Annotated in this window: 10 protein-coding genes; 7 read left to right on the top strand and 3 right to left on the bottom strand. The window is 38.8% G+C overall.

Going from position 1 to position 21,028, the window contains the following annotated elements; all coding sequences use genetic code 11:
• Nucleotides 1–58: 58 nt before the first annotated feature.
• From EL17_RS10640 to EL17_RS10630, 3 genes are all read left to right on the top strand, one after another.
• A complete protein-coding gene (locus tag EL17_RS10640; protein WP_035073695.1) occupies nt 59–901 on the top strand; it encodes an alpha/beta hydrolase in 843 nt (280 codons plus the stop codon).
• A gap of 46 nt (nt 902–947) precedes the next feature.
• On the top strand, nt 948–2,063 hold the full coding sequence (locus EL17_RS10635; RefSeq protein ID WP_035073692.1) for a Gfo/Idh/MocA family protein: 1,116 nt from the start codon (nt 948–950) through the stop codon (nt 2,061–2,063).
• A 682-nt stretch (nt 2,064–2,745) separates the two neighbouring features.
• On the top strand, nt 2,746–4,077 hold the full coding sequence (locus tag EL17_RS10630; protein ID WP_035073689.1) for a sensor histidine kinase: 1,332 nt from the start codon (nt 2,746–2,748) through the stop codon (nt 4,075–4,077).
• 389 nt (nt 4,078–4,466) lie between these two features.
• On the opposite strand, the gene EL17_RS10625 is transcribed toward EL17_RS10630, so the two are convergent.
• Nucleotides 4,467–4,802 (bottom strand): hypothetical protein, encoded by a 336-nt coding sequence (locus tag EL17_RS10625; protein ID WP_035073686.1) that lies wholly within the window; start codon nt 4,800–4,802, stop codon nt 4,467–4,469.
• A gap of 207 nt (nt 4,803–5,009) precedes the next feature.
• On the opposite strand from EL17_RS10625, the gene EL17_RS10620 reads away from it, so the two are divergent.
• On the top strand, nt 5,010–5,816 hold the full coding sequence (locus EL17_RS10620; RefSeq protein WP_035073684.1) for a hypothetical protein: 807 nt from the start codon (nt 5,010–5,012) through the stop codon (nt 5,814–5,816).
• 430 nt (nt 5,817–6,246) lie between these two features.
• Here EL17_RS10620 and EL17_RS10615 read toward each other — a convergent pair whose 3' ends face one another.
• On the bottom strand, nt 6,247–9,693 hold the full coding sequence (locus EL17_RS10615; protein WP_035073682.1) for a ThuA domain-containing protein: 3,447 nt from the start codon (nt 9,691–9,693) through the stop codon (nt 6,247–6,249).
• An 87-nt stretch (nt 9,694–9,780) separates the two neighbouring features.
• The gene (locus EL17_RS10610) at nt 9,781–11,607 is read right to left on the bottom strand and encodes a 7TM diverse intracellular signaling domain-containing protein (RefSeq protein ID WP_084166197.1); all 1,827 of its coding nucleotides are present in this window, start codon (nt 11,605–11,607) and stop codon (nt 9,781–9,783) included.
• Between the two features lie 931 nt (nt 11,608–12,538).
• On the opposite strand from EL17_RS10610, the gene EL17_RS10605 reads away from it, so the two are divergent.
• The 3 genes from EL17_RS10605 to EL17_RS10595 all read left to right on the top strand — a co-directional run bounded on the left by EL17_RS10605 (nt 12,539) and on the right by EL17_RS10595 (nt 20,995).
• Entirely contained in the window at nt 12,539–15,670 is a 3,132-nt protein-coding gene (locus tag EL17_RS10605) for a SusC/RagA family TonB-linked outer membrane protein (RefSeq protein WP_240485974.1), read from the top strand.
• A 31-nt stretch (nt 15,671–15,701) separates the two neighbouring features.
• A complete protein-coding gene (locus EL17_RS10600) occupies nt 15,702–17,213 on the top strand; it encodes a RagB/SusD family nutrient uptake outer membrane protein (RefSeq protein ID WP_035073678.1) in 1,512 nt (503 codons plus the stop codon).
• Between the two features lie 365 nt (nt 17,214–17,578).
• Nucleotides 17,579–20,995 carry a VCBS repeat-containing protein gene (locus tag EL17_RS10595; RefSeq protein WP_051719946.1) on the top strand — a complete coding sequence of 1,139 codons (3,417 nt, stop codon included), beginning with the start codon at nt 17,579–17,581 and terminating at the stop codon, nt 20,993–20,995.
• Nucleotides 20,996–21,028 lie beyond the last annotated feature (33 nt).

The following is a 21,028-nucleotide window of genomic DNA, read 5'->3' as shown; positions in this document are numbered from 1 at the left end:
GATAAATCCAAAGGCTATAGGTGGTCGAAAGATCGGTTCTTGATATAAATTTAAAGAAATGAAAAGTTTAAAAATAACTATTTTAGTCTTAACCACACTATTGTCCAATTATTCCTATGGGCAGGAAAGCAGTTCCATCGCGCCGGAAGGATTCGATAAACTATCAGCAGGCCAGCCAAAGGGCGAAGTAAAGCAAATCACTTATCCTTCTATAACTGTGGGAAAAGACAGGGTTGCCAATATTTATTTTCCTCCGGGGTATTCCGAATCAGAGACTTATCCTGTTCTGTATTTATTACATGGAATCGGTGGTGATGAGAGAGAATGGTTAGATCAGGGTAATCCCAATATCATTATGGATAATTTGTATGCTTCCAATAAAGCCCATCCAATGGTCATAGTGATGCCAAATGGCAGGGCCATGGAAGATGACAGGGCAGGAGGTAATATATTTGAACCGGAAAGGGTGGAGGCATTTTCTACCTTTGAAAAGGACCTACTGGAAGATTTGATACCGTTTATAGAAAATAATTATAATGTTTATAGCGACAGGGAACATAGGGCTATAGCAGGACTGTCTATGGGTGGTGGTCAGTCTTTAAATTTTGGCTTAAATAATGTAGATACTTTTGCTTGGGTAGGGGCATTTTCTCCTGCACCAAATACTAAAGAGGGGGAAGACTTAATTCCAGATACAGAAAAAGCCCGCGAAGATCTACATTTGCTTTTTCTAAGTTGTGGTGATCAGGACCAGTTGATGAATTTCACCACCAGAACACACGATTATTTAAATAAGCATAATATCGAACATGTCTACAGGATTATTCCAGATCACCATCACAATTTTGAATATTGGAAAAATGAACTTTATTATTTCGCACAGTTGGTTTTTGAAGATTAAATTAAAAAGATAACTTTCTGGTATTTATACATATAAATCATTTACTATGAGTTCACGACGCAGATTTTTACAAAATATTGGGGCGGGGCTGATCCCGTTTACATTAGGTTTTACTCCTGATTCATTTGGTTGGTCATTGGGCAATATACCTGAAGAAAAAACATTACGGGTAGCCCTAATGGGTCTTGGCAGCTATGCAAATAGGGTAGCGGATGCCATGAAAGATGCTAAGCGGGCTAAAGTAGTGGGAGTCATCAGCGGTACGCCGGCAAAAATAACTGATTGGCAAAAGCGCTTTAGTATCCCGGATAAGAACTGCTATAACTATGAAAACTTTGATGCGATAAAGGATAACGGTGATATAGATGCGGTATATATCATCACCCCCAATGCCCTGCATCACGAGCAGTGTCTGAGAGTAGCCGCTGCTGGTAAACATGTCATCTGCGAAAAGCCTATGGCTATCAATGCGAAGGAGGGGCAAGAAATGGTAGATGCCTGCGAAAAGGCAGGTGTGAAATTATTGATAGGCTATAGAATGCGTTTTGAGGCCAATACGCTTGAAATTATAAAAAGGCGGGAAGCGGGAGATTTTGGTGATATCAAATTTTTTCAAGGCTTGTCTGGCTTTAAAATAGGCGATCCAAACCAGTGGAGACTGGATCCCAAATTGGCAGGAGGCGGTGCTATGATGGATATCGGTATCTATGCGATAAACGGCACCAGGTATATGGTAGGGGAGGAGCCTATCTGGGTGACAGCCCAAGAGGTAAAAACCGATCCTGAAAAGTTTAAAGAAGGAGTAGATGAAACCATTACCTTCCAGTTAGGATTTGAAAGCGGTGTAGTGGCATCCTGCCTGTCGACCTATAGTATGGGAAATCTGGATAGGTTTTTTCTGAACGGAACAGAAGGTTTTGCCGAATTGCAGCCTGCGACGGGGTATGGACCTATCCGAAGCGCTACGCACAAAGGCAGGCTCGACCTTCCTCATGAAACCCATCAAACTACTCAAATGGATGAAATGGCGAAGATAATACTCGATGGTAAAATGCCCAAAGTCCCTGTAGATGGAAAAGATGGTGTGAAGGACATGAAAATCATTGACGCTATCTATAAAGCCGCCGCGAGTGGAACTAGAGAAGAAATAAATTTATCCTAACCCTAAAGGGTATGACCCGTTTGTGTTAAAATCCATAATCAGTTGACAGTTGAGTTAATAAATTTATATATGAGGGTTTAATAGTGGTTTGAAGTACGATTAAATACTAAATCATGAATGTGCCCATCATTTCCATGATGTGACCTTCCTCTATGCTGGCTAGAGTGTATAAAACTTGCTGTCAAGAACTGATCGATATACCTATCATATATATTTAATGTCAATAATGAGTTGGGGTGTTTGGACGTAGTTGTTGAATTACGTTTATATACAGGATCATATGCGTATGAGATCTAGTGCAATGTGTTATTTACATCAAACCTAATATTATATTTAATTAAATATTACAAACCTGCAAACATAGTAATTAAAAAAGGGGCCATAACCCCCTTTTTTCTCCCATAATAGAAAGGAGGTCCCGGTTGATGGTTTACAGTTTATATTATTTTATCTCCTCATCTGACTGTCTGCTGCGTGATATAATAGTTATATATGGAATAAATAAAGTATTATTATTTGGAGATCAACTTATCGGAATATTAAATTAAATAATATACTTTTTAAATTCTGAACAATAGACCAAATATTGAAATGTTAAATATTGGTCTACAGTACATATATGTTTTTGCTTATTAAATGTAAATATTTAATTTCGTTTTTAATTATTAAAAACGATACTCCTTTGTTTAAGGAAAATACCATAGAGTCACTTCAGCGAAAATTAATTGTTAAACTGTCATTTTTCAGTTTTTGTCTGATTTTATCTTTCAGTGCGATCAATTTTGCATTGGGTAATGTGCCTGCCGGGATCTTGGTCTTTATTTTTAGCGGAGCATTTTATCTCAGCTATCATTTACTCAATAGCGGAAAGCAGGTAGCTTTGGCCCTTCATACATTAGTAGGGGGGAATCTCATCATGATGTCCATCAATTTTTTTATCAATGGAGGGTATTTAGGCCCGACTAATTATGGTTTTTGTATACAGGCTTGTGTATTCACCCTGATATTGCCAAAAAAGGCAAGAAATTTTTGGTTTAGTATGGTTTTATTGACCTATTCACTCCTCATGTATCTGGATATTTTTGAGATAGTAACGATTACCAATGGCTATAATGATCCTTTATCTTTATATCTGGATCACTTGTTTGTGTTTTTGGCATGTGGAATTTTCATATTTTATGTAAATGGAATGTTTACAGAAAATTATGTAGAGCAAAGTCATACATTAGAAAAAACCCAATTAGCCTTAGACAGGAACCTGGAAAATTTGCAGGTATCCAATGACATTAAAAGGAACCTGATGGGGGTAATAGCTCATGATCTTCGTGGCCCTATCAAGTCTATAGGCCAAATCCTGGAGCTTTATAAATCAGAAGCATTAAGTCCTAAAGATACTTTCTATTTATTTAAAAGTCTGGAACAGCGGTACCGGGATCTGGACCTTACGCTTACCACTACCTTGGATTTTGTGATGTCAGAAATCAATGGATCGATCAGTGCCAATGTCCGTCAGGAAATTGATCCTTTCAGCTTTACTGAAGCTATTATAAATTCCTTTGAAGCCAGGTTAGAGAAAAAAAATCAGACCATAGATTTCAAAACTGAACAACTGACGGATACTGTTACACTTTCATTTGAAAAAAATGAGATAGAGGTAATTATCCGGAACTTATTGGATAATGCGATTAAATTTACCCCTGAAGGATTGCCACTGACCCTATGCTTAAAGATCAGCGGTGAAGCCATTAGTTGGGAGATTAGTGATCAGGGCCCCGGTATTCCTGACAAGGTCGCCTCTGAACTTTTCAATATTAAAGTAAATCCTGAAAAAGGTTCCAACCATGAACGGGGAACGGGTATAGGACTTTATTTATGTAAATTTATAGCGAATAGCATAGATGTTTCCCTATCGTTTGTTACTTCTTCCTCAGGTGGATCTACTTTTAAACTGGAAAAAAAGGTACACATTCCTATGACTGGTATACCTCAAAAGTTGGAAGTTTTAGACCGTTAAAGATAGCTTTTTACAAAAGGGAAGCTGCAGACAATGTCAATAAAATATAAGGGTGGGGCCGATATGAATTATTTTTTGTAATTACCGTCGTCCGACTAAATTAATTTGATTTAAGTGCCTCTAATGCATATTTAGAAGTAAATTTTTATTTTTTTGAAAACTATCCCTAGTCTGAAAACGCCTTAGCCGTTAGTATATTATTGAGTTCCTTTTGAAATATTCTTTTACAGTAAGTTTCGGTATTCATCAGAAACTTTTCCAAGCTAACATAAGAACAAAAGTTTTTTGCAGCCACCATCACCATTGTGGAAAAGTTCTCTGTCTCTTTTTTTAAGATTTGCCTTCACAAGGCGGGATGATGCCAAATCTTTGCCAGGGAGCGGTTTTCTTTACAATTCTTCTAAAATAGACGTTCCTTTTGATCTATCTCCTGATGTCCATTCCCATATTTCATGAAGTCGGATTTTACCGTTTGGCATAATTTCCGGTTTGGAAAAGCAGGTTCCCGTCATGAGTTCTCCCTTTGTATTGATTTGATGGTACCGCATGTCAATTTGGCCATTCTCATCAACCAATCCTATTAAGTGGCCTTTTAGGATTTGCCCCCCACTGTAATCCCCGGTAAGGATTTTTCCATGTTGATAATATGTAAATACGGTATCCGTCGAAGTTTCCCCATTTTTAGTATTTTGAACAGCCCTGAATTGCTTATGATGATACTTCATATCGTATTGTGATTGGGTTTAATACTGTACATACACGTATGATTTTTATAGATCTTATTCATATATAATATATAATATATTTAAGATTTTATCATAGCTGGATATCTACGTTTAAAACAATATGCTTATATTTTTCTAAATAAAGTATATATTACCAAAACTTATTTCTCCTTTATCGTATAGTAAGATATAACTATATTTAAATATATGGACTATAAAAAGATTTTTATCCCATTTCTCATTCTACCTCTTTTATTCAGCTGTACCACACATTACATAGCCACTTGGCAGAATACTGATCAGGAAAGTGTTATTACAGATGAAGGAAATTATGCTATAAGAAATGATACTATAGGCATATCTCATTCTTTTAATAGCTATAATGGTAGGGTCAATATCCGTATGGAAAATTATTCTGCTCATCCCATATTAGTCAATCTTACCAAATCTGCAATGACCATTAATGGACGGACATTTGGATTTGTAGATGGAAAAGCAACTATTTATGGTCATTTAAATCACTATGGGACCGGTAATGTAGGCTCATTTGGGATAATGGAAGGAACAATTGTCAGTAATCCTAATACATTGTATATTCCACCTCAGGCTTTTGTGGAAAGTGAATTTACCAATATAAAACCCGAAATAATGAAGGCAGTTAGTGAAAATTCTCTTGGACAATGGACCAATTATCCTGTTTTTGATGATTATATCTATACCAGGCTTGTTTTTTATGAAGAAGAAAACGCTCCGTTGTATCTCACCAGTTACATCAATTATTCTATACTTGATGACGATAATGTTCCTTCAAAAACAGATATCATAACCCAAAGTTTTTATTTATCATCTTTCTATAAAATCAGAAACCAAGGAAAAAGAAGAATTAACCAACATTTGCTTACCCGTGATGACATGTCGAGTTATTCTGTTACAAGAGGATATGGCGCCGGATTATTGCTAACACTAGTAGGCATAGGTGTTTTGGCTGCTGTATTGGATATCGAAGAAGAATAAAAGTATGAATAAATTAGCATGGTGTAGCCAATGGATGAAAAAAAAGGATGTTACCCTCTTCATTTTAGGATGCTTATTAGGATTGCTTTTCAATAATGAGGAAAGGCACTATCCCAAAATGCTCAAACTGGACACTTATGCCACATCTTCCTATTAATTCATGCCAATAGGGTTTTTTTTATCCTTGAAGTAAAATAGGGCCATATAGTAGTCACGAGACAACCCGCTGACCTAGGATACATTACCAAAGGCTTTATTTCTATCAACTTCATCCCAATTGGCTCTTAAATATAACCTTGACATATTTTCTTTGCTTATTACTAGGCAGGAATAAGCATAATGAAGATTCCTAAAAAAACCACAGCCCATTATATGACTGTGGTTTTTAATTTTTGTTATTCATCAGCAGGATAGGCTGAACTTATGTGCGCTAATTATTAAACGCTGCAGCAAATATAATAGCATCTTCAATTTCGGTGTCCATAGGTCTGGTTAGGATATAAATATCATGCTTTTTCCCATCTTGAACCTGATCAATATTAATAGTAGCTGTTCCCATATGTATGGGTCCTTGTTTTTGCCCGCTTACTTTAAATACTCCGGCTCCCAGTTTGGTACCTGTAGGTGAATCTAATCTGATTTCGATTTCATATCCAGCTATGGAAACTTTCTGGCCCCCTCCTGAAATTTGTATCGATTTTATACCGGTCAGATCAATTCCATTTAAGGAAAATGACGCTTCCTCTTTGGGAATAGTCATGAGTGTTCTTCCACCAAAATTAGCGGTAGTAAATTTTTCTAGGTTTCGCGCATGCTCCATACCCATTTTTGGATTTCGTAGGACTACAGAGGAGTTTCCGGTTAGCGGTTTAATGCCTTCTGCTCCACGATCGGTATAACTTGCAGATAGCACCAGTAAACCGCTTTCTGAAATGGCCTTTCCTGCTGTAGGATCTACCTTGCCTTTTGAGGGCATAGAAGGTTTTTCTTCATTCACACCACCGGCCAATGATAATATATAGGCAACTATTTTCCTTCCATCTTCAAATTTAAGTTCAGGATTGGCAGGCATGACCGTTTCGCCCCATACACCTCCACCGCCTTGCTGTATTTTATTTACCAGATAGGCTGTAGCTTCGGGATTTCTTCTGTAGCGTCGTGCTACATCTGTGTAGGAGGGACCTATAGAAGTTTCATCTTCCTTGTGACAGGATTTGCAGGTAAGCGAGCTCATAATACTTTTGCCCATCATGGCTTCCGTCATGACAAGATGTCCCTGGGATGCCTCAGCCTGATCCATTCCTGATATATAATCGGCACTTATATAGAGTGAAGACAGGTCACCTGCAGCATCCGCATCATCAGGATCCGACACGCTTACCTCATAAGAAACCTTTTCTCCCGGGAAATAAAATGACTGGTTACCCTGGATGTTAATCGTAACCTCCGGAGCGATATTACCGGCATATACTGAGGCTACACCACTGGTAGCGGTGAGATTTTCCGGATCTGATACTTGGACCTTTACATCATAGTCACCGGCTTCCTCAAAGGTATATTCCAGCATGGGCTCCTGTGTTGTTACCGTTTCACCATTGCCCAAATCCCATTTGTAAGTTAAAGGATCCTGTTCCGGGTCACTGGCATCCACGGTAAAGACAGCTGTAAAGGGTAAACTGCCGGAAGTTTTATCCACCTGGATGTTTCCTACTATCGGGGACCGGTTTCCATCATTGAAATCTATTCTGAAAAGTCCGGAGTCGGGATTTTTGGTAAACCAGCCGTTTCCATATTCTAATATATACAGTTTACCATCTGGTCCTACTTCCATATCCATGAGTGCATTGAATTTGGTAGTGGACATGAAAGGTTCCATCTTGTCAAAATCACCATCTGCAGTCATGGTCACAGCTTTGATCCAACCCCTCACCCAGTCGTATATAAATAACTTTCCATCATAATATGATGGGTACCGAGAGTCTTTAGTATACATGTCAGAATAATATACTGGTCCGGTCATGGAATTTCTTCCACCTGTTCCTACCTGTGGAAATTCAGCAGAAGCACCATAAGGATACCAGATAAATGCCGGCTGGGCTTCGGGCAATTCAGTGAGACCGGTATTATGGGGGGAATCATTCCTTGGTGCAGCAGCATCAAAAGTTCTTCCAGACTCCCCGCTTCCATAATCATACTCAACATAGGCAAGATTATTCGCCACGAAGAACGGCCAACCATAATTTCCCGCTGCCCTGGCTTGATTGACTTCATCATATCCTCTGGGGCCCCGGGTTTGCAAACTATCTGAATTGGCGTCAGGACCCACTTCGCCCCAATATAAATAGCCTGTTTTCTGATCTATACTTATTCGGTAAGGGTTTCTGTTGCCTTGTATATAAATTTCCGGTCTTGTTTTATCTGTGCCTTTGGGATAGAGGTTACCTTCCGGTATATCATAAGAACCGTCTTCGTTTACTTTTATCCTAAGAATTTTTCCCCTGAGATCATTTGAGTTTCCAGCGCTTCTCCGGGCATCAAACTGTTTGAATCCAGGCCGGTCATCTAAAGGTGCAAAGCCTCTGTTTACAAATTTTCCCGTAGGTTGGTCAAAAGGGGTAGAGTTGTCTCCTGTAGAAAGATAAAGTAAGCCGTCCTTATCAAATGCTATTGATCCCCCTGTATGGCAACAGATATTTCTCTGAGAATAGAATTCCAGTATTACTTTTTCCGAGCTAAGGTCGAATTCATCATTTGCAAAAGTAAACCGTGAAAGCCTGTTGATTTCTTCGGAACCGGAAGGCGCATAAAAAGCAAAAACATAATGGTTGTTTTTAAAATTAGGATCTTTTTGTAATCCCATAAGCCCTTCCTCTGCATTTACTCCCGGTACTTCAGCTTTCCAAAACACATCCAGTTTGGCCACTTCGCGAACGGTAGTATCGCCTTGCTTGTAAAGCAATATTTCACCTCTTCTCTGGGCAATTAGAATATCCAGATTGGGCAATATGGTCATTTCTGTAGGTTCGGTAAATTCTCCCAATGATAGCTGTATCTTTTCAAAACGGTTTTCTTCGGGTACTCTCTGCGTGGTGGCTTTATTAAAATTTGGTTTATGGTTATCACCTATGGCATACTTGATTCCTTCAAGGATATGCTCTAAAAATAATTCCTCCTGATATGATTCCCGCGTATGACCTCCTCCTGTGTAAAAAGCCCTTCCGCCATCATATTCATGATACCAGGCGAGCGGATGTTCTCCCATTTTATGCCCACCTTGATAACTTTCTTCATCCAAATACATCAGAACATTGACATTGGGATTTAATTTCTTGAAACTGTACCACTCGTCTCTTCTGTCCCAGGATTCTGGCAGAAATTGGGTAGATGGGTGATTCCTGTCGGTAACATTAATAGTGCCATCCTGAACATTGGGATGCGGATCACCCATGCCTGGGTGGTTAAGAAACTGAGCACCTGCTAATCTGCCATACCATCCCCACCCGTACTCTGTATCAGTAGCAGCATGAATGCCCACATAACCGCCTCCTGACTGTATATACCGCTCAAAGTCCGCTTCCTGCACATGGTTCAACACATCTCCCGTGGTACTGAGCCAGATCACCGCAGCATACTGCATTAAATTTTCTTCGGTAAACATCTCTGCTCTGGTAGTGGTATCTACTTGAAAACCATGCTCATTTCCAAGCTTTTGGATAGCAGCTATGCCTTCCGGAATAGACTCATGATAAAAGCCAGCAGTTTTGCTGAAAACCAGTACTCGGGGTTCATCGCTTCTTTTATCATTACAGGCTGTAATGAAGAGCATCACTGAGAAACAGTACAATATGCTTCTCGTCAAATAATTTAAGGTTCTCATAGGTTGGATTTATTGAAAGTAATTTGACTGTCTATTTAAGGTTAAAGTAGTAAATTATAACGTGGTATGCATGATATGACTATTTAATTATTCCAGGTGTACCAGTGCAAGAGATTCCCATCCATTCAATTCAATATTGTGATCAACTTTTTCCATAGCAAGGGCAATCTTATTTTTAAATGTCCAGCAGGTTTCCCTTCTCAGTTCTAAGATTTCGGAAAGTTCGGTGGCTGTAAGCTCTATGTCTTTTCTATTGGACAGATAAAGCATATAAAATGCTTTTTCGATAGGGAATTTAACCTTATGAAATAGGGTGTCTACAGTAGGTGATTCGAGATAATTACAGCTCTTACATCTCTTAGAATGATTAGGCCCATTGGTAAACTTGTTAAATCCACATTTTTTGCAAATATACCTTTCCTTCCATTTAAGCTCGGACAAGAATTTTAGGCAGGAGTCTTTATCTGGGAATACATTCTTGAAATCTTCAAAATCAAGTCCCTTCATCAATGCCATGTCCTGGTTCACCTGTTTCATATTTACCTGAAGTTTATGGTTGTTTTCTTCAAGATATTTGTTCATCTGACTAACCTGTGAATTCAGTTCTTGGAGTTTCAGGTTGGTAGTCTGCAACTCCACGTTTTTTCTGGCAAGATCTGCCGCCATAGCTTCTATTTCTTCTGTTCTGGCCTTAACCTTTTCTTTTAGTTTGGTGTTCATCTCCAATGTCAACTGATTGTTTTTTTCCAGTGCCAAAGCCCTTTCCCTATTCGCTACAATATACTCATTCTGGAGAAACTTGATTTGCCTGAAGATGGAGAAAGAAAATAATACCATTTCGAGAAATATGACCGGGTAAACAAAATACCAGTTCAAGACCGGATTGTCAAAAATATCTATGGTTTTGGAATAGGAATACATAATTACCAAAAACAGGCATCCATAAGCCATAATATAAGACCACGAATAGATGTTTACCTTTGCCAAGGACCTCAGTCCCAAAGAAAAAGGAACCAATAATATAAGGATAGTGATCGAAATGTAAGTGATGTAGTACAGTTCAAAAAAGTATAGCTGATTGATGAAAAAAGCCATTTTGACCAGTATAGCCCAATAGGTGAACTTGATTACCTTATCACTTTTAGTATATTTCTGAACAAATCTATTGGAAAACAGGAGCGTGGCCAGGATAATAAAGAACTCTATAAAGTTTTCATTAGTCAGCCTGTTGATCCAGGGAGTATTTGGCCATATGTATTGAAACCCGAATCCATCCCTGCCAAGAGAAAACCATATGCAGGCCAAAATCAAACAAACAAAATATAAATATAATCTATCCTTAAGGCTGAAAAAAAGATATAGGTTGAAAATGAGAATCAATATCAATACACCATAGTATATGCCTAATAGCAGGTATTCATTAAGGGAATGAGAGATGAATTTTTCATTGGTCCTTAGATGAAAAACAAATTCTTGGTTATAATTCCTATTTACTTTAATATAATAAGTTTTTTTCTCTGAGGGAAGCAGATTTAACAGGTAGTTGAAATTTTTATGATGAATATCTCTTTTACCAAAAGGAAGGTCAAATCCTGCAGTGGATTCAGCAAAACTTCCATCAGGGTTAGGAAAGTAAAATGAGATGTTTTTAATATCAAAGCCCCAAGATTCAAAATACCATGATTTGGTATGGCTGTCCTGAAGGTTGTTTACCGTAAGTCTCATCCATAATGCCGCATCTAAATAATCATAGATGACATGAGGATCAGATATTTTTTGGAAACGATCCTGAAAGGAGGGAGCTGCCACATCATCAATGTCATAAACCGATGTAGTGTCCAGATAAAAATCCATCATCTGAATGACTGAAATGGAGGAAACATCTTCATCTAAGTTTACTACTGTAGGTGTCATCTGGGCCACTGTTTTCCCAGTGGTGAAGCAGCATAATATCAATAATAGGATCAGATTGGGTTTTGAATAAATCACTTTGTTAATAAATAGAACGGAAATGCAATTGTAAATATATTTATATCTATTGTGAACTATATTGAGCTATTTAGATAATCATCCTTTCGATGAGATACCTTATTTCGCTTCAGTTCTTTTTTTATTACCTATACCACAACTGATGTTTTCCTTATTGTAATGTAAAATATATCTTTAGGTATTATTTGCTGAGAAAAATTGTTAAGAGGTTTTATAAAATAGTTAGTAATAGTGGTTATCATTGCTTGATAACCACCATTAAATCATTGGAATTTTAGCAGTATAAAACTCCCTGGTAACACCACTATATTACAATAATACATTATAAAAATAAGTTGTGCATTCGAAATTATACTGAAGGTAATACATTTAATTAAATTTCTATGAAAGGTTGGGCAGTAGTTTTATTTAAGTGATGGAAATTTAAATTTAAAGACCAAAACAGCGCATTTTTCACATTTCATCTAAACGCAATAAGAAAAAATACAGGTAACTTTAAGTTAAAATAAAAAACACCCTTTTTTGGCTATATTCATTGTTTTTTACAGTTTTTGGACAGAAATTATTAGGATATTTAAGTGCAATAAACTACCAAAATGAGGTGAAAACACCTGATTTCACTCTTGTCTACCATATTTATTTTATCTAAGTTAGACGAGGAATTTAAACATCTAATATTTTACATGAAAGGCTATAGACGTTATTTTTGGGAGTTTCACAGTAAAATAATTTCTAAAAACGAAGGTGTGTTGATGTAGCTATTTTTTATAGCTTGATAACAGTCTACATTTTATCGCTCTGTATTATAAAATCTAAACTAATTAACCTATGTATATTTAATAATAAATAAAACTGTATGTTTAAAACAATTTACCCAAAATTAAGAAACACATGGAAATTTTATTCCTGTATGATGTTTCTACTCATTTTATGGCAGTTATTGCTTCCTCTAAGCGTAATGGCTCAGGCAAACAATCAACCCTTTACAGTATCAGGCACCGTCATAGATACCGATACCAAAGAAACACTTCCCGGGGTGAACATCCGTGTTAAAGGCACTTCCACCGGTACTGCGACAGACCTCGATGGTAATTTTACCCTTACTGTACCGTCATCTAATGCTGTGTTACAATTTTCCTTTATTGGGTATAGCCCACGTGAGGTTACAGTAGGCAATTCTACTTCGCTCAATGTCTCACTCAATCCAGATTTATCTTCACTATCAGAGGTGGTGGTAGTAGGCTATGGTACCCAGGAAAGAGCTACGGTAACCAGTGCGATTACTTCTATATCTTCTGAAACTATCCGGGAGCTTCCGGTACCTAACTTGGCTTCTGCCATTCAGGGAAGGGCTGCTGGTGTGCAGGTTACCAATCCTGGTAGTCCAGGCGGTAATCCTGTGGTCAGGATAAGGGGCGTAGGTACTGTAGGAAACAACGATCCATTATATGTCATAGATGGCGTGCCTGCCGGTGGTCTTAACCTTATAAACCCTGCTGATATTGAGTCTATTGAAGTATTAAAAGATGCCTCCGCAGCTGCAATATATGGATCAAGGGCTGCTAATGGGGTGATATTAGTCACTACCAAAAAAGGTAGGGTTGGCAAACCTGTAGTGACAGTTGATTCTTATGTAGGAACGCAGAGTGCATGGAGACAATTGGATTTGTTGAGAAGGGACCAATATTTGGATTTCGGAAGGGACCTGCTGACCAATGCGGGGAGTTCACCCCCACAACGATTTGGTAATTTGGGTGAACTTGCCAATGTAGAAACTGACTGGCAAAATGAAATGTTTAGGTCAGCTATAATACAGGACCATAATGTAGGCGTTTCCGGAGGTTCAGAAAATGTCATATATAACATTTCAGCAGGTTATTTTGGACAGGAAGGGATCATGCTGGGGACAGATTTTGAAAGGTTTTCATTCAGAAGTAATACAGAAATTAAGATCAGCAACAGGGTGACTGTAGGTCAAACCTTAACCATAGGTTATTCCAATAGAAATAATGAGCCTATGACCGGCGGTAGAACACAGATGGAACATATGGTCAAAAGTATACCCTATCTACCTGTGAGAGATGAGAGCAGATTGGGTGGATTCAGGACACCTGACAATGTGGATGGTTCTGATCCTGAAAACCCGGTACAACAAGTAACCTTAAGGACAAATAATACCCAGGAATACAAAATTTTGGGAACAGCATATTTGAATGTGGACATTCTTGAAGGCTTACGATACAGATTTTTGGTAGGTACTGATCTAGCAATGGGTACTACTAACGAGTACACACCTAGATACAGGTCAGGAGACTTTCACATACAGCCGTTTGCTGTGATTAACCAAAATAGGTTCAACTTCTTCTCACCGCTTATCTCTAATCAGCTTTCTTATAGCAAATCTATAAATAATCATAATTTTGATGTGTTGGGTGTAGTAGAACAGCAGACATTCTTAAGCACTACGTTAGCTGGTGGTGGCCAGAATTTTCTTACCAATGAAATCAGGGAACTGCAGGGGGTTCAAAACCAAACTTCCAACAGTTCAAGGGTGGAATACGCACTGATTTCCTATTTGGCTCGTGTTAATTATGACTATAATCAAAAGTACTTATTCAGCGCTTCTGTAAGAAGAGATGGAGGATCGCGATTTGGCCCAAATAATAAGTGGGGAACATTCCCTTCGGTATCTGCCGGATGGAGAATCAGTGAGGAGCCATTCCTGCAATCAGTTACAGCTATCAGTGATCTGAAATTAAGGGCCAGTTATGGAGAAACCGGAAATGACCAAATAGGAAATTACGTGTATCAGGCTACTATAAACAGCAATTTTTTCTATCCTTTCAGCGGTAGCTTAGAACCAGGAAGTACTATATCTACTTTGGCTAATACAGATTTAAGATGGGAAACCACCATCATGAAGAATATAGGATTCGATTTGGGCTTGTTTAACGATAATTTTAATCTCTCTTTTGAATGGTTTGACAACCGTACCGAAGGCATGATACTAGGAGTTCCTGTTCCCCCATCTTTGGGATATGACGGAGCACCGGTAGCCAATGTAGGAACTGTTTCGAACAGAGGGGTAGAATTAGCTTTAGGTTATAGGAAATATACCGGAGATTTTCAATTTGCCATTGATGGTAACATAGGTTTGGTAAAAAATGAGCTGCTTTCTCTAGGTACAGGAAATACCATATTCGGTCCTGAATTTCAGGGTGATCCTTTGACATTTACCCAGGCTGGACGTCCGATCGGATATTTCTATGGTTGGAATGTAGAAGGCATTTTCCAGAGTAATGAAGAAGCCCTGACAGCCCCAGTTCAGAATTTACCTGAACTTAATGATGATGGTATCCGTGAGGGTTATGATCCTACTACCCATACAGCAGCAGGAGACCTTCGTTTTACTGATGTTAATGGGGATGGTGTTATCAATGCTTCTGACAGAACTTATCTTGGGCATTATCTACCTGATTTCACTTATGGTTTAAACTTGTCTGCCAATTATAGAAATTTTGACTTATCTATGTTTTGGCAAGGGGTTCAGGGAAATGAAATATTTAATCTGTTGAGATTCCATACTGAAGGGATGACCAGATTGTTTAATGCCAGTGATGTGGTATTGGATCGTTGGACTCCTGGAAATACCAATACAGAAGTACCTAGAGCGATAAATGGTGATCCTAATAGAAATGCCCGTGCAAGTTCCAGATGGATAGAAGATGGTTCTTATCTAAGATTAAAAAATATGAGCATTGGGTATACATTACCCACCAATGTGTTACAAAGGGCTAGCAATGGATCTATCTCTAATGTAAGAATATACGTATCCGGACAGAATCTACTCACATTTACTAACTATACCGGATATGATCCTGAAATAGCGGCTGGTCAGGACATAGATACTACATTGGGACTGGGAATAGACTTCGGTCAATATCCGGCTGCCAGAACATTTATTGGCGGCATTCAAGTGACTTTCTAATCCAATCAAAAAAGCATAAAGTATATATACAATGAAATCCAAAATAATATTTACAGCTACATTACTGCTGATTGGGATGGTTTCCTGTGATGAAGAAAAACTGGAACCCATAAACCCAAATCAGCTTTCAGTGGAAACCTTTTTCGTTTCAGGTCCCCAATTAGAAGCAGGGGTAAATGCCATCTATTCTGCTTTGCAGGGTTTAGATCTTTATATAAGGGAATACTTTTTCTTTCATGATATGCTGTCTGATGATGTACAGTCAGGTGGGGGACAGTTAGAAGCCCATCGAAACCAGATTGTCCAGGGGGCCCTTGATCCTTCCAACCCCGTTATCGTATCCAATTGGAGAGGATGGTACAGGGTAATCCATAGAGCAAATATCGTAATCAACTATGCCGATAATGCTACTGAAGAGATTACTGAAGCGTTGAGAAGCAGATTAATAGGAGAAGCTTATTTTCTCCGTGGTTGGGCATATTATGAATTGGGCTCTATGTGGGGAGGTGTACCTATCATGACAGAAATGGCAACATCTGTTAATAGTGCAGTACCGAGATCATCTGAAGAAGAAACTTTTCAGCTTATGATCAGTGATCTTACAGAAGCGGCCAATAGACTACCCGAAAAAAATGAATATGGCAGTGCCGATAGAGGTAGAGCTACCCGATCAGCTGCTCTGGCCATGTTGGCAAGGGTGCACATGTTTAGAGGGGATTTTGCAGCCGCTAGACCACTACTGGAAGAAATTATCAGTTCAGGTCAATATAATCTGGTAAACCGGTATCTTGACAACTTCCAAGAGGAGAATGAGAACAATATGGAATCCTTATTTGAAGTCCAAATGACAAGGGAACATGGAGATGCCAATGTATGGGACGGAGATGGTTCAGGTATGTCTTTTACGACATTGCGCGGTCAGGAATATAGCCCGGTGGCTTGGAGAAACCTTATACCCAACACTTCTTTAGTTAATGCCTTTGAAAGAGTGGCCACAGGTGCCGCTAAAGATGATCCTAGGTTTTCATACAATTTCTATAGAGTAGGGGACACCTATAACAATGGCCAAAATGTGGTTTCCATTGATGACACGGAAAGACCAAGCTGGAGGAAATATACCATGATCTATAAGCAGAGTGATGAGAATATGCAGTCGGGTATCAATTTTAGGGTGATCCGTTATGCAGATGTATTGTTGATGATGGCCGAAGTAGAAAATGAAATGGGCAATACTGCAGGAGCTTTACCTTATTTAAATGCCACCAGAGAAAGGCCAGATGTGGCCATGCCTCCTTACCCCACAGCGCAATATCCAGTTGGCACTCAACAGCAGATGAGAATAGCTATCCAACATGAGAGAAGGGTGGAATTGGCAGGAGAGCAGGTAAGAAACAGGGATATCCGTAGATGGAGAAGATTAGGATTTTTGGCAAGTGAACCGATAGTTAATTACAGGACCCACCATGATCTGATGCCTTTGCCATTTTCTGAAATAGACAATAACGCAGCTTTGACAAATGCGGATCAAAATCCCGGTTATTAATTTCTTGATTTATCTCTAAATCAAGTTAATACAATAATTATAATTTTTTAAGTGAGAGGCTGTTCATATGTTGGATGGCCTCTTTCTTTTGACTAGATTGATTCGAAGTAATAATATACTTTATTATAAACCTTTGGTAAGTAATAGGGATAAACGCTTTATTGATCAATAAATTTTAGTAATATCAAAATAAACCCATAATAGAAAAAATAGTATTTATGAAGTGTATTAGCTTCCAACATTTGCCCTTACCGAAGTCGATTAAATGTGTAGATAGGCTGTTGACTATTTTATTTTTTACGACAATTTTTATTAGTTGTTCAGATCCAAGAGAGGAGACCAAACTATTTGAACTGTTGCCTTACATGCAAACCGGCTTAAATTTTAATAACCAGCTGGATATCAATGAAGATTTTAATATTTTAAACTTTGATTATATCTACAATGGGGGTGGCTTAGCCATTGGGGATTTTAATAACGACGGATTACCTGATATTTTTTTTGTCGGTAATATGGTTTCATGTAGATTATTCATCAACAATGGTGATTTAAAGTTTACCGATATCAGCCCAATAGCCAATATAGAAACAAACAGCTGGGCAGAAGGTGTTACATTAATTGACATCAATCATGATGGCCTTCTGGACATCTATGTGAGTGTTTCCAATCAAGATGATAATTTCCCGGATCCCAATTTACTTTTTGTCAATCAAGGAATCAATTCTGAAGGAATCCCCGTATTTAAGGAAATGGCAGCGGCATATGGTATAGATGATCGTGGCTTTAATACCCAGGCAGCATTTTTTGATTTTGATCGGGACGGTTTTTTGGATCTTTATATCCTCTCAAATGCACTGGAAGCCTTCCAGCGCAATACATCGAGACAAAAAGAAGTGACCGGAAAAGGAAAAAGTAATGACAAGCTGTATAGAAACAATGGGGACGGGACATTTACTCAAGTCACCCATGAAGCAGGAATTCTAATTGAGGGATATGGCCTGGGGCTGGCTATCAGTGATTTTAACAGAGATGGCTATCCTGACATCTATGTGGCCAATGATTTTATCACCAATGATGTACTTTACATCAACAACCAAGACGGTACTTTTACCAATCAAATCGACCAGATGATCCGGCATCAGAGCTTTAATGCCATGGGTGTGGATGTGGCGGATTTCAATAATGATGGTTTGGTCGATATAGTCACGCTGGACATGTTCCCTCCTGATAACCTGAGACAGAAAACCATGTTTTCGCCGACTGAAAATTATGACCTGTATATGAGTAATCTGGATAGGGGCTATGAACCACAATATGTCAGAAACTCCCTGCAGCTGAATAGGGGGAATGGCAGATTCAGCGAAATTGGATTCCTATCAGGAGTGGCCCAAACCGATTGGAGCTGGGCTCCCTTGTTGGCAGATTTCAATAATGATGGATACCGGGATCTCTTTATTAGTAATGGGTATGGGAAGGACGTTACCGATCTGGATCATATTAATTTCACACAAAGCCTCGGCCCATTTACCACTGTTGAAGAGCGAAGGGCACTGCTCTTGAAAGGATTATCTGCTTTAAAAGAGGTAAGGTTACCCAACTATATTTATGAAAACAATAAAGACCTTACCTTTTCAGATCAAAGTATAGATTGGGGCTTTGTGCATGCTTCCATATCTAATGGAGCTGTATATAGCGACCTGGACAATGATGGAGATTTGGATCTGGTCATAAACAACCTCAATGAAGAAGCATTTCTCTATAAAAACAGGCTGATGGAAATGGAGCCTGAAGGGAACTCCTATCTGAAAGTAAAAATCAAAGGACCAAAAACCAATACAATGGGCCTGGGTGCAGTACTGGAACTTACATCTGAACTGGACGGGAAAACCCAAACACAGTTTTATGAACATTACCCTACCCGAGGTTATAAATCTTTCGTAGAGCCTACAGCTCATTTTGGTCTGGGACCCAATACGGCTGAGTTATTTTTAAAAGTAACCTGGCCGGATGGCAGACAGCAGGAACTGACAGGTATTGAGCCCAACCGTCCAATCACTGTGGACTATGTTAATGCTATAGAGTCAGATTATAATGAGGAAACAGCTATGTCTCCAATTTTTGCTGAAATTGCTGAGTCTCTGGGAATCCAACATTCCCATCAACATAGATCCTATAAAGATTTTAATAGACAGGTATTATTGCCTCATAAGCATTCAGAAAATGGTCCGGGCATGGCGGTAGGAGATGTCAATGGAGACGGACTGGATGACTTGTTCGTTGGAGGATCAGCTGGCTTTCCAAGAACTTTATTTTTACAGACTCAAGATGGACTTTTTATCAAGAAGGAGCTATTCGTTGATGATAATGCAGATGATATGGGCTGCCTTTTAGTGGATATTGACCATGATGGGGATTTGGACCTATATGTGGTCAGTGGTGGGAGCAGATATGCACAGGGATCCCCTCACTATCAGGACCGCTTATATGTCAATGACGGCAAGGGGAACTTCAGTCTTTTAGAAGAAGGGCTACCGGAGACGAATTTCAGTGGCTCCGTTGTTACCGGAGCAGATATCGATGGGGATGGAAATATAGAATTGTTTGTAGGAGGCAGGATAATGCCTGGAGAATATCCCAAGCCCCTTTCATCGGCTTTATTAAAATACCGCAACGGTAAATATGAAGAGGTAAGCAGGCAATATATTCCAGACTTAGAAAATATAGGAATGGTAACTGGTGCTATATGGACTGATTTTGATCAGGATGGTTTAGTGGATTTAATAGTGGTAGGAGAGTGGATGCCTATTACGTTTTTCAAACAGGGACGCATAAATGGCAAAACAACTTTCAAAGATGTATCCGATCAGATAGGACCTAAATTATCTGAAGGCTGGTGGAACAGTATATATTCAGTGGGTATAGATCAAGATGGGAAACCGGAATATATTCTGGGAAATTTTGGAAAAAATATCCGGTGGCAGGCAGATGAAGAGCATCCGCTTATCATGCTGGCCGATGACTTTGATGGCAATGGGAGTATAGATCCTGTGATGTTTGGCCACCTGGTGGATGGAATGTATCCGGTGGCCAGTAGGAATATGCTGGTCAGCCAGGTCCCATCCTGGAGAAACAGGTTTCTCAAATACAATGAATTTGCCAAAATAAACTTTAACAGTTTTTTTACTGAGGAGGAAAAAAGAAATGCCCTTGAATTAAGGGTTCATGAGTTTTCCAGTGTAGCTATGAAAATGGATGATTCAGGAAATTTTCAGATTAAACCCTTGCCCATGGAAGCCCAATTTTCCCCAATTTATGGTATTTATATGGATCAATATAGTGACCTTGTCTTTACTGTTGGCAATTTTTACGGAAATGAAACAGTTTCAGGAAGATATGATGCTTCACTGGGAACCGTCATGGACGGTAGAACTAATGAAACGATAAAAGTCACAGATAGCGGTTTTTTGGTATCAGGAGAAGGAAGAAGTTTGGCTGGCCTTTCCACTGTAAAGGGTCAGACCTTATTAGCTGTACAATCACATCAAGGCCCGCTACAGATATTTAAGGAAGTAGGAGAAAAGGCAGTTAAAAATTTCCTGCCATTAGAAAAAGATGATTTTAGGATCTCCTTTTTTCTAAAAAACGGAATGACAAAGACCCTTGAAACACCTTATGGATCAGGATACCTTTCCCAGTCTACCCGTACATTGACGATACCCGAAAATTGCCAAAATATAAAAATCACCAAGTTCAATGGGGAGAGCAGGACTCGGGAGCCTTAAGGCTAGCTTGGCCTAATGGTAATATTATATCTA

The organism is Anditalea andensis (assembly GCF_000714815.1).
GTDB classification, from domain to species: domain Bacteria; phylum Bacteroidota; class Bacteroidia; order Cytophagales; family Cyclobacteriaceae; genus Anditalea; species Anditalea andensis.
Note: the sequence above shows the minus strand (reverse complement) of the source record. Positions and strands in the feature narration are given on the sequence as shown.

Coding starts and splice junctions, on each gene's coding strand:
- EL17_RS10640 (WP_035073695.1), top strand. CDS start 59: ATGAAAAGTTTAAAAATAACTATTTTAGTCTTAACCACACTATTGTCC.
- EL17_RS10635 (WP_035073692.1), top strand. CDS start 948: ATGAGTTCACGACGCAGATTTTTACAAAATATTGGGGCGGGGCTGATC.
- EL17_RS10625 (WP_035073686.1), bottom strand. CDS start 4,802: ATGAAGTATCATCATAAGCAATTCAGGGCTGTTCAAAATACTAAAAAT.
- EL17_RS10620 (WP_035073684.1), top strand. CDS start 5,010: ATGGACTATAAAAAGATTTTTATCCCATTTCTCATTCTACCTCTTTTA.
- EL17_RS10615 (WP_035073682.1), bottom strand. CDS start 9,693: ATGAGAACCTTAAATTATTTGACGAGAAGCATATTGTACTGTTTCTCA.
- EL17_RS10610 (WP_084166197.1), bottom strand. CDS start 11,607: ATGACACCTACAGTAGTAAACTTAGATGAAGATGTTTCCTCCATTTCA.
- EL17_RS10605 (WP_240485974.1), top strand. CDS start 12,539: ATGTTTAAAACAATTTACCCAAAATTAAGAAACACATGGAAATTTTAT.
- EL17_RS10600 (WP_035073678.1), top strand. CDS start 15,702: ATGAAATCCAAAATAATATTTACAGCTACATTACTGCTGATTGGGATG.
- EL17_RS10595 (WP_051719946.1), top strand. CDS start 17,579: ATGCAAACCGGCTTAAATTTTAATAACCAGCTGGATATCAATGAAGAT.